Source organism: Burkholderia sp. E168m15 (assembly GCF_016586105.1).
Lineage (GTDB): Bacteria > Pseudomonadota > Gammaproteobacteria > Burkholderiales > Burkholderiaceae > Burkholderia > Burkholderia orbicola.
Genome location: NZ_BCPO01000061.1, coordinates 24,973 through 35,738, shown reverse-complemented (window position 1 = coordinate 35,738; position 10,766 = coordinate 24,973). Strand labels below are relative to the sequence as shown.

At 66.5% G+C, this 10,766-nt stretch carries 10 protein-coding genes; 7 read left to right on the top strand and 3 right to left on the bottom strand.

From position 1 onward, the window contains the following. Window positions 1-289: peptide deformylase (locus tag JMF86_RS09960; protein WP_201316976.1), on the top strand; the 289-nt coding region annotated here is incomplete at its 5' end. 79 nt (window positions 290-368) lie between these two features. Here the strand turns inward: JMF86_RS09960 and JMF86_RS09955 are convergent. The 3 genes from JMF86_RS09955 to map are packed head-to-tail and all read right to left on the bottom strand — an operon-like array spanning window position 369 to window position 5,428. After that, complete coding sequence (locus tag JMF86_RS09955; protein ID WP_201316975.1) at window positions 369-1,973, bottom strand: pseudouridine synthase; 1,605 nt, start codon at window positions 1,971-1,973, stop codon at window positions 369-371. A 16-nt stretch (window positions 1,974-1,989) separates the two neighbouring features. Next, window positions 1,990-4,566 carry a [protein-PII] uridylyltransferase gene (locus tag JMF86_RS09950; protein WP_006478486.1) on the bottom strand — a complete coding sequence of 859 codons (2,577 nt, stop codon included), beginning with the start codon at window positions 4,564-4,566 and terminating at the stop codon, window positions 1,990-1,992. Between the two features lie 46 nt (window positions 4,567-4,612). Then, window positions 4,613-5,428 (bottom strand): type I methionyl aminopeptidase, encoded by an 816-nt coding sequence (gene map / locus JMF86_RS09945; protein ID WP_011549540.1) that lies wholly within the window; start codon window positions 5,426-5,428, stop codon window positions 4,613-4,615. Window positions 5,429-5,807: 379 nt separating this feature from the next. Here map and rpsB point away from each other — a divergent pair, with 379 nt between their 5' ends. From rpsB to JMF86_RS09915, 6 genes are all read left to right on the top strand, one after another. Further along, window positions 5,808-6,548, top strand: coding sequence for a 30S ribosomal protein S2 (rpsB, locus tag JMF86_RS09940; RefSeq protein ID WP_011352461.1), 741 nt, complete (start codon window positions 5,808-5,810; stop codon window positions 6,546-6,548). Window positions 6,549-6,710: 162 nt separating this feature from the next. Continuing rightward, window positions 6,711-7,592 (top strand): translation elongation factor Ts, encoded by an 882-nt coding sequence (gene tsf / locus JMF86_RS09935; RefSeq protein ID WP_011549541.1) that lies wholly within the window; start codon window positions 6,711-6,713, stop codon window positions 7,590-7,592. Window positions 7,593-7,748: 156 nt separating this feature from the next. Continuing rightward, window positions 7,749-8,462, top strand: a complete 714-nt coding sequence (gene pyrH / locus JMF86_RS09930) for a UMP kinase (RefSeq protein WP_006402648.1) — start codon at window positions 7,749-7,751, stop codon at window positions 8,460-8,462. 91 nt (window positions 8,463-8,553) lie between these two features. Next, on the top strand, window positions 8,554-9,114 hold the full coding sequence (frr, locus tag JMF86_RS09925) for a ribosome recycling factor (RefSeq protein ID WP_006478492.1): 561 nt from the start codon (window positions 8,554-8,556) through the stop codon (window positions 9,112-9,114). 49 nt (window positions 9,115-9,163) lie between these two features. Then, on the top strand, window positions 9,164-9,946 hold the full coding sequence (uppS, locus tag JMF86_RS09920) for a polyprenyl diphosphate synthase (protein ID WP_006478494.1): 783 nt from the start codon (window positions 9,164-9,166) through the stop codon (window positions 9,944-9,946). After that, window positions 9,940-10,761: a phosphatidate cytidylyltransferase gene (locus tag JMF86_RS09915; RefSeq protein WP_006478495.1), complete on the top strand. Its 822-nt coding sequence runs from the start codon at window positions 9,940-9,942 to the stop codon at window positions 10,759-10,761. The genes uppS and JMF86_RS09915 overlap by 7 nt, the downstream gene beginning before the upstream one ends. Window positions 10,762-10,766 lie beyond the last annotated feature (5 nt).

Genomic DNA, 10,766 nt, shown 5'->3' with positions numbered 1-10,766 from the left:
AACCGAGGTCGAGTACCTGCCGCCGGACATGGAAGAGGGCTGGGAAGGCTGCCTGTCGGTGCCGGGCATGCGCGGCGTCGTCAGCCGCTACGCGAAGGTGCGCTACAGCGGCTTCGACCAGTTCGGCCAGAAGATCGATCGCGTCGCCGAGGGGTTCCATGCGCGCGTGGTCCAGCATGAGTACGATCACCTGATCGGCAAGCTGTATCCGATGCGGATCACCGATTTCACGCGCTTCGGTTTCACCGAGGTGCTGTTCCCCGGGCTCGATCCGGCCGACGACGACTGATCGTCCGCGCTTCTGCGGAAAAGAAAAAGCCCGCTTGAGCGGGCTTTTTCATTGGATCGCGCACTGGGTGCGCCTGAGGTCAGAACGTCTCGTCGGCGGACAGATAGCGCCATTGGCCTTGCGGCAGCGCGCCGAGCATCACGCGACCCATGCGCACGCGTTTCAGGCCGATCACGTCGAGGCCGACCAGTTCGCACATGCGGCGGATCTGGCGCTTCTTGCCTTCGCGCAGCACGAAGCGCAACTGCTCGCCGTTCTGCCAGCTCACCAGCGCGGGCTTCAGCGCGACGCCGTCGAGCTCGAGGCCGTGGCGCAGCTTCGCGAGCGATTCCGCCGGGAAGTGCTGGTCGATGTCGATCAGTCGCTCGCCGAAGCGCACGCGCACCAGGTATTCCTTGTCGATGTCCGACTGTTCGCCGATCAACTGCTTCGCGATCACGCCGTTTTGCGTCAGCACGAGCAGGCCGGTGGAGTCGATGTCGAGACGGCCGGCCGGTGCGAGTGCATGCAGGTGTTGCGGGGAGAAGCGCACCGGCGAATGGTCGCCGCTCCAGCGGTTCGCGCGCGTGATCAGCACGGCCGCCGGCTCGTAGCCGTCTTCCGCCTGGCCCGATACGTAGCCGACCGGCTTGTGCAGCAGGAGCGTCACTTGCGCGGCCTGCGCGGCGCTCGCACGCTCGTCGATCTCGATCTTCTGGTCGGCGCGCACCTTGGTGCCGAGCGTGTCGATGCGTGCGCCGTCGACGAGCACCCAGCCCTTTTCGATCCATTCGTCGGCTTCGCGGCGCGAGCACATGCCGAGTTCGGACATCCGCTTCGACAGGCGCATCAGTCCCGTTTCGTCGCCGTAGTCGACGTCGGCCGCCGCGCGCTTGACGGGTTGCGCGGTCTTCACCGCGCCGAACGAACGGCGCTCGCCGTCGCGCGTGGGGCGGGCCGGACGGTCGCCGAAGCTGCGCTTCGCGCCGTCGCCGGCGGACTTGTCGCGGTAGGACGGGCGCTTGCTGTCGTCGCCACCTGCTGCACGGCGCGGACGTGCATCGTCGTCGCTGCGGCGCGGCGGACGATCGGACGACGTGCGGCGATCGCCGAAGCTGCGCTTTGCGCCTTCGCCGGCTGCGTTGTCGCGATAGGACGGGCGCTTGCCTTCGTCGGCACCTGCGCGGCGCGGACGTGCATCGTCATCACGGCGCGGCGGACGATCGGACGACGTGCGGCGGTCGCCGAAGCTGCGCTTCGCGCCTTCGCCGGCTGCGTTGTCGCGATAGGGCGCGCGTGTGCTGCCTTCGCCACTCGCGCGACGCGGACGTGCATCGTCATCGCGGCGCGGCGGGCGATCCGACGACGTACGCCGATCGCCAAAACTGCGCTTCGCACCTTCACCGGCCGCGTTCTCGCGATACGGCGCGCGCGCGCCACGCTCGGCACCGCCGTCACGCGGGGCGCGCTTGGCCGGTGCGCGATCCGCGCCCGGACGCTCGGCGCCGGCGGCACCGCGCGGCTTGAACGAGCGCTCGCCGGTAGCGGCGGCCGCAGCGGGCGCCTTCTTCGGGCGGGCCGGCTTATCCCCCGCGGGCGGCGCGGCGGGGCGCACCGCCTTGCGGGCGACGAGGCTGCCGGAGCGGACAGGGGCGCGAGTCGGCGACGCCGGCTTCGGATTCTTGACGGTTAATTTGGTGCGCATAAACGCTGGGATTCATTCAGACTGCGATCGCACGCAGCAATTCGGTTTCGAGCTGGATCTGCAGGCGGTTGTCGGACAGGCCGGCGCCCGCGAGCAGGAAGATGTCTTCGACGCGCTCGCCGAGCGTATTGATCCGCGCCGCATGGACGCCGATCCGATGTTCGGCGAGTACGCGCGCGATCGAATAGAGAAGGCCCGGCCGGTCGTTGGCGGACACGGACAGGATGTAGTACTGACCACGCTCGTCGGCCCGCAGGTCGACGCGCGGCGTGATCGGAAACGTCCGGGACAGCCTCGACAGGCGGCCCTTCGACGGTTCCGGCAGCGATGCGGTTTCGGCGAGCCGCGTCGCGAGCTGCTGCTCGACGAGATTCGCGATGTCGCGGTAACGCACGTCGCGTTCGGTCTGCGTGACGATGAAGTTGTCGAGCGCGTAGCCGTGCCGCGTCGTGCTGACGCGCGCATCGAGCACCGACAGCCCGTTGCGGTCGAAATACGCGCAGATGCCCGCGAACAGGTCGGGGCGATCCTTCACGTACACGAGCACCTGCAGCGCGTCGCCGATCGGCGACGGGCGCGCGCGGACGATCGCGGTTTCGGCGTTCACGTGCCGGTACAGCACGCGCGTCTGCCACGCGATATCGGCCGCGTCGTGACGCAGGAAGAAGCCGACGTCGAGCTGATCCCACAGCGCGCGGTGCGCGTCGTCGGGCACGGTTTCCAGGCGCAGCAGCGCGAGCGCCTGCTCCTGTCGCGACTTCAGCTCCGAATGCGCGTCGGGGTTCGCGCCGCCGAGCACCGCGAGCGTGATGCGGTACAGATCCTCGAGCAGCTTGCCCTTCCACGTGTTCCACACCTTCGGGCTCGTGCCGCGGATATCGGCGACGGTCAGCAGGTAGAGGGCGGTGAGGTAGCGTTCGTTACCGACCACCTCGGCGAAGCGCTTGATGACCTCGGGGTCGCTCGTGTCCTGTTTCTGCGCGACCTGGCTCATCGTCAGGTGATGCTGGACGAGCCACACGATCAGCGCCGCGTCGTCGCCGGCGATGCCGTGCTCACGGCAGAAGCGTCGCGCGTCGGCCATCCCGAGCGTCGAGTGATCGCCGCCGCGGCCCTTCGCGATGTCGTGGAACAGCGCCGCGACGTACAGCACCCACGGGCGCTCGAAGTTGCCGATCAGCTGGCTGCAGAACGGGTATTCGTGCGCATGCTCGGCCACCGCGAAGCGGCGGATGTTGCGCAGCACCATCAGGATGTGCTGGTCGACCGTGTACACGTGGTACAGGTCGTGCTGCATCTGGCCGACGATACGGCGGAAATTCAGCAGATAGCGGCCGAGCACGCTCGTCTGGTTCATCAGCCGGAATGCGTGCGTGATGCCTTCGGGCTGCTGCAGGATCCGCATGAACGTGGCGCGGTTCTGCGGATCGCGGCGCCACGCGTTGTTCATGATCTCGCGCGAGTTGTACAGCGCGCGCAGCGTGCGGGCGGACAGGCCCTTCACGCCGCGGGTCGTCTCATACAGCAGGAACGCTTCGAGGATCGCGTCGGGATGGCGCTCGAACACGCCGTCGTCGACGATCTCGAGCATCCCCTGTTTCTCGACGAAGCGATCGGCCGACAGCACGCGCGTGATGCCGCTCGTCGCGGGGAACAACTGCGCCTCGATGTTCTGGATCAGGATCGTCGCGAGCTGCGTGACGGCTTTCGCGGCCCAGTAGTAGCGGCGCATCAGTTGCTCGCTCGCGCGCTTGGCCTGCGTCGGCTGATAGCCGAAGCTCTCGGCGGCCTGCGTCTGCAGGTCGAACACGAGCATGTCCTGGCGGCGCCCGGCGATCACGTGCAGCCGCGCGCGCAGCGTCTTCAGGAAGCCTTCGTTGCGGCGCAGCTCGCGCGCTTCGCGGTCGGTGATGAGGCCGCGCGTGTCGAGCTCGCGCCAGCTGCTGCCGAAGCCGGCGGCGCGCGCAATCCACAGGATCGTCTGCAGGTCGCGCAGCCCGCCGGGGCTTTCCTTCACGTTCGGTTCGAGGCTGTACGGCGTGTCCTGGAACTTCGCGTGGCGCTGGCGCATCTCGAGCACTTTCGCTGTGAAGAACGCGCGGGCGTCGAGCGCTTCGTGGTAGCGCACGGTGAAGCGCTCGAACAGCGCGGTGCTGCCGACGATGCGGCGCGCTTCCAGCAGCGAGGTCTGCACCGTGACGTCCTGCGACGCCTCCTCGATGCACTGCGCGACCGTGCGCACGCTGCTGCCGATCTCGAGGCCGAGATCCCACGCCATCCCGATGAACCGCTCGATGCGCGCGTCGAGCGCCGCGTCGTGCGCATCCGGTAGCAGCACGAGGATGTCGACGTCGGAATAGGGCGCGAGCTCGCCGCGCCCGTAGCCGCCGACGGCGACGAGCGCGAGCGTCGCGGGCAGTCCGCATTCGTCCCACACGCGCTTCAATGCATCGTCGGTGAGTTTCGACAGCGCGTGCATCAGCGACGCGACGTTCGCCGCGTGACGAAAGCGCTCCAGCATCTCCGTCTTGGCGGCCTTGAATTCGGCGCGCCGCGACAGCGCTTCGGGCGAGGGGGCAGCGTGAGCGCTCATGGGCGGCCGTTCAGGTGCGGGGTGGGGCGGGCTGGCGCGACGGCGCTCAGACGGCGGCGGCCGATTGCGCGAACACGGGGCGCGCCGGCGTGCCGGCCGACACGGTCAGCACCTCGTAGCCGGTTTCGGTGACGAGCACCGTGTGCTCCCATTGCGCGGACAGGCTGCGGTCGCGCGTCTTGACCGTCCACTGGTCGGGCATCGTGCGGATGTCGCGCTTGCCGGCGTTGATCATCGGCTCGATCGTGAAGATCATCCCGGCCTTCAGTTCGATACCGGTGCCCGGGCGACCGTAGTGGACGACCTGCGGGTCCTCGTGGAACACCGTGCCGATGCCATGGCCGCAGTATTCGCGCACGACGCTGTAGCCCTGCGCCTCCGCGTGCTTCTGGATCGCGTAGCCGATGTCGCCGAGGTGCGCGCCGGGCTTGACCTGGTCGATGCCGAGCCACATGCATTCGTAGGTGGTCTGCACGAGGCGCTTCGCGAGGATCGAACCCTCGCCGACGATGAACATCCGGCTGGTGTCGCCGAAGTAGCCGTTCTTGATCACGGTGATGTCGATGTTCAGCGCGTCGCCGTTCTTGATCACCTTCTCGCCGGGAATGCCGTGGCAGATCACGTCGTTGACCGAAATGCAGGTGGCCTTCGGGTACGGCGGATAGCCGGGCGGCTGGTAGTTCAGCGGCGCGGGGATCGTGCCTTGCTCGTTGAGCATGAACTCGTGGCAGAGGCGGTCGAGTTCGGCGGTCGTGACGCCCGCGACGACGTGCGGCGTGATGAAGTCGAGCACTTCGCTGGCGAGACGGCAGGCGACGCGCATCTCCGCGATATCGTGTTCGTTTTTGAGCGTAATAGCCATCGAGGTATGCCTGGAATGCGGTGAATTGACGGATTATCGCACCTTATGGCGGGCCTCGCAGCCCCTGCCGGCCGCGCGGATGCGGGTTTTCGCGGATTGTCCGGCCTGCCGCCGCGCGGCAAGCGGAAGTGCCGCGCGACTTGAGAGCGGACAAATCCGCGTGCTATACTCTTTGGCTAAGTCGATATCCAAATTTGCCGTTGTGCCCCATTTCGGGGCGGCATCGCGGTGAAAGGCTTACGGCACGGGCATTTTGCACGTGCCGAATCGCAAGCCGGCGCAACCAGGGTGCCGTCCGTGCGGAATCCACGTCCTTCGAGGCGGGGTCGCGCGGCGGTACGGCAGCCGGCTTAAGACCCAACCCTCGTGGAGAATTTACATGGCAGTTACGATGCGCCAAATGCTGGAAGCGGGTGTCCACTTCGGTCACCAGACGCGCTTCTGGAACCCGAAGATGGCTCCGTTCATTTTCGGTCACCGCAACAAGATTCACATCATCAACCTCGAAAAGACGCTGCCGATGTTCACGGACGCACAGAAGTACGTGCGCCAGCTGGCAGCGAACCGCGGCACGATCCTGTTCGTCGGCACGAAGCGCCAGTCGCGTGACACGATCGCCCAGGAAGCGCAACGTGCGGGCATGCCGTACGTCAACGCACGCTGGCTCGGCGGCATGATGACCAACTTCAAGACGCTGAAGGTATCGATCAAGCGCCTGAAGGACATGGAAGCGGCCGTCGAATCGGGCGAAACCGAGAAGATGAGCAAGAAGGAAGCGCTGCTGTTCGAACGCGAAATCGCCAAGCTGCAGAAGTCGATCGGCGGCGTGAAGGACATGGGCGGCATTCCGGACGCAATTTTCGTCGTCGACGTCGGCTACCACAAGATCGCCGTCACGGAAGCGAACAAGCTGGGCGTGCCGGTCATCGCCGTGGTCGATACGAACCACTCGCCGGAAGGTGTGGATTACGTGATCCCGGGTAACGACGACTCGAGCAAGGCAGTCGCGCTGTACGCCGAAGGCGTGGCCGACGCGATCCTCGAAGGCCGCGCGAACGCGGTCAACGAAGTGGTCCAGGCCGCACGCGGCGACGACGAGTACGTCGAGGAAAACGCGTAACTGGCCCCGAGCCGGCGCAAAAAGGGGGCTCTCAACAGGCCCCCTTTTTTTAAGCTTGTGCGCCGGACCTGATCGCGCCGAATCGGCGCGGGTCCGGAAACGAATCTCGGCCGTTCGCGTCCAAGCGGGCGGCGTTGTGAATACAGACTCAAGGAGCGAATGATGGCGGCAATTACCGCAAGCATGGTGGCAGAACTGCGCGCAAAGACCGACGCACCGATGATGGAGTGCAAGAAGGCGCTGACGGAAGCCGACGGCGATCTGGCCAAGGCTGAAGAACTGCTGCGCGTCAAGCTCGGCAACAAGGCGAGCAAGGCCGCATCGCGCGTGACGGCAGAAGGCGTCGTCGCATCGTTCGTCGGCGGCAACGCAGGCGCGCTGGTCGAACTGAACTGCGAAACCGACTTCGTCGCGAAGAACGACGACTTCCTCGCGTTCTCGAAGACGGTCGCGGAACTCGTCGCGACGCAGAACCCGGCCGACGTGGCCGCGCTGTCGGCGCTGCCGCTCGAAGGCTCGACCGTCGACGCAGTGCGTCTGGCGCTGATCGGCAAGATCGGCGAGAACGTGTCGATCCGCCGTTTCGTCCGTTTCGAAACCGCGAACAAGATCGCCACGTACCTGCACGGCGCGCGTATCGGCGTGATCGTCGAGTACACGGGTGCGGAAGAGCAGGTCGGCAAGGACGTCGCGATGCACATCGCCGCGATGAAGCCGGTCGCGTTGTCGTCGGCCGACGTGCCGGCTGAACTGATCGACACGGAACGCCGCGTGGCCGAGCAGAAGGCCGCGGAATCGGGCAAGCCGGCCGAAATCGTCGCCAAGATGGTCGACGGCAGCGTCCAGAAGTACCTGAAGGAAGTGTCGCTGCTGAACCAGACGTTCGTGAAGAACGACAAGCAGACGATCGAGCAGATGCTGAAGGCAGCGAATGCGACGGTGCAGAAGTTCGCGCTGTTCGTCGTCGGCGAAGGCATCGAGAAGCGCCAGGACGACTTCGCCGCCGAAGTGGCCGCGCAAGTCGCAGCAGCAAAGCAGCAGTAAGCAGTCAGGCAGCATCCGCGGCGGGCGTCCGCTCCGCCGCGGCCGGCGGCGCCGCCGGCCGGCCGGGAACCCCGGTCCGGTCGTCGGCGCTTGCCCGAATCAGTATTTCGCCCCTACAGTTCGTGGTTGTCATCCTCTCGTCGCTCGGAAGCCCCTATGTCCAATGCCTATAAACGCGTCCTCCTCAAACTCTCCGGCGAAGCGCTGATGGGCGACGATGCCTTCGGCATCAATCGCGCGACGATCGAACGGATGGTGGCCGATATCGCCGAAGTCGTGCGTCTCGGGACGCAGCTCGCGGTCGTGATCGGTGGCGGTAATATTTTCCGTGGTGTCGCGGGCGGCGCGGCCGGCATGGATCGCGCGACGGCCGACTACATGGGGATGCTGGCGACGATGATGAACGCGCTGGCGCTGCAGGACGCGATGCGCCACGCCGGCATCGAGGCGCGCGTGCAGTCCGCGCTGCGCATGGACCAGGTCGTCGAGCCGTACATCCGGCCCCGCGCGATCCGCCAGCTCGAGGAAGGCCGCGTCGTGATCTTCGCGGCCGGCACCGGCAACCCGTTCTTCACGACGGATACCGCCGCTGCGCTGCGCGGTTCGGAAGTGGGCGCCGAAGTCGTGCTGAAGGCGACCAAGGTCGATGGCGTATATTCTGCCGATCCGAAGAAGGATCCGTCGGCCACGCGTTACACGACGATCAGCTTCGACGAGGCGATCAGCCGCAACCTGCAGGTGATGGACGCGACGGCGTTTGCGCTGTGCCGCGACCAGAAGCTGCCGATTCGCGTGTTTTCGATCAACAAGCCGGGCGCGCTCAAGCGCATCGTGCTGGGCGAGGACGAAGGTACGCTCGTCCACGTGTAAACTCCCGCGGATGCGGGCGACCGGCCGCGGCGCGCGACATGCGCCGGGCGGGGCCCGTGTTCTTTGAAGGTTTGAAGGTTCGGAGGTTGAAATGAGTGTCGCTGATGTCAAGAAGGGCGTCGAGCAAAAGATGCAGCGCTCGATCGAAGCGTTCAAGAACGATCTGGCCAAGATCCGTACGGGCCGTGCACACACCGGTCTGCTCGATCACGTGCAGGTCGACTACTACGGCTCGATGGTGCCGATCTCGCAGGTCGCGAACCTGACGCTCGTCGACGCGCGCACGATCGGCGTGCAGCCGTGGGAAAAGAACATGGTCGCGAAGGTCGAGAAGGCCATCCGCGAAGCCGATCTGGGCCTGAACCCGGCAACGACCGGCGACCTGATCCGCGTGCCGATGCCCGCGCTGACGGAAGAGCGCCGCCGCGAGCTGACCAAAGTCGTGAAGAGCGAAGGCGAAACGGCCAAGGTCGCGATCCGCAACCTGCGCCGCGACGCGAACGAAGCGCTGAAGAAGCTCGTGAAGGACAAGGAAATCTCGGAAGACGACGAGCGCCGCGCGAGCGACGACGTGCAGAAGCTGACCGACAAGCACGTTGCCGAAATCGACAAGCTCGTGCAGACCAAGGAAGCCGAGATCATGACGGTCTGACGACCGTCCTCGCGCGCCGCCTTCTTCCCGCATTACTGTCTCAACGGCCATGACCTATACCAGCTCTACCGTTCGCGTGCCTGACGTCGGTGTCGTGCCGCGTCACATCGCGATCATCATGGACGGCAATGGCCGTTGGGCGACCGAACGCCGCTTGCCGCGCGTCGCGGGGCACACCCGCGGCGTCGATGCCGTGCGGGCGGTGGTCGAAGGCTGCGCGCGCGCCGGCGTCGAATACCTGACGCTGTTCGCGTTCAGTTCGGAAAACTGGCGCCGGCCGAACGACGAAGTGTCGTTCCTGATGCGGCTGTTCATCACCGCGCTCGAGCGCGAAGTGGGCAAGCTGCATGCGAACGGGATCCGCCTGCGTGTCGTCGGCGATCTCGACCGTTTCGAGCCGCGCATCCGCGAGCTGATTCGCCGCGCCGAAACCAAGACGGCGCGCAATACCCGTCTGACGCTCACCATCGCGGCCAACTACGGCGGGCGATGGGACATCCTGCAGGCGACGAAGAAGCTCGTCGAGCAGGCCGTGCGCGAAGGCCGCGAGGTCGAGGTGACCGAGGACGCATTCGCGCCGCACCTGGCGATGGCCTACGCGCCGGAGCCCGATCTCTTCATCCGCACCGGCGGCGAGCAACGCGTCAGCAACTTCCTGCTGTGGCAGCTCGCGTACGCCGAATTCTATTTCACCGACAAGTACTGGCCGGATTTCGACGGCGCGGCACTGGCCGACGCGATGGCGTCGTATACCGAGCGCGAGCGCCGTTTCGGGCGCACGAGTGCGCAGCTCGAACCGCAATCGCAGAACGCCGACTCCCTTTCATGCTGAAAACCCGTGTGATCACGGCGATCGTGATGCTGGCAGTGCTGCTGCCGGTGACGCTGTTCGCGCCGCTCGCCGGGTTCGGCGCACTGATCGGCGTCGTGCTGGTGTTCGCCGCGTGGGAATGGGCGCGCCTGCTGAAGCTCGGCGGCGCCGGTCCGGTCGTCTATGCGCTCGTCGCGGCGCTCGCGCTCGCAGCCACCGCGCCGCTCGGCGTCGATGCGGCTGCGTCCCGTCCCCTTTTCATGGCGGCCGGCGTGTTCTGGCTGCTGGTCGGCCCGTTCGCGCTGCGGCGCAAGCCCGCACTCGCGGGCGGCGTCTGGCGGCCGTTCCTGCTGGCCGCCGGCCTGGTCGTGTTTGCCGCCTGCTGGCACGCGCTCGTGGCAGCCCGCGCGCTGGGCGTGCCGTTCGTGCTGTCGCTGCTTCTCGTCGTCTGGCTGGCCGATATCGGCGCATACTTCGCGGGCAAGGCCTTCGGAAAGCGTAAACTGGCCATCACGATCAGCCCCGGCAAGAGCTGGGAAGGCGCGATCGGCGGCTGGTTCGCGGTGATGGTCGTCGCCGGTGTCGCGATGGCCGTGCACGCATTCGAACCGACCCTGTTTTCTGCATTTGCCGCGCGCTACGGGATGCCCGGTGCGTGGGCCGCGCTGACGCTGCTGGTTGCCTACAGCGTGATCGGCGACCTGTTCGAGTCGCTGCTGAAGCGGCAGGCGGGCGTGAAGGATTCGAGCGGACTGCTGCCGGGCCACGGCGGCGTGCTCGATCGTGTCGACGCGCTGCTGCCGGTGCTGCCGCTCGCGATGCTGCTGCTTGGTTAAACCAT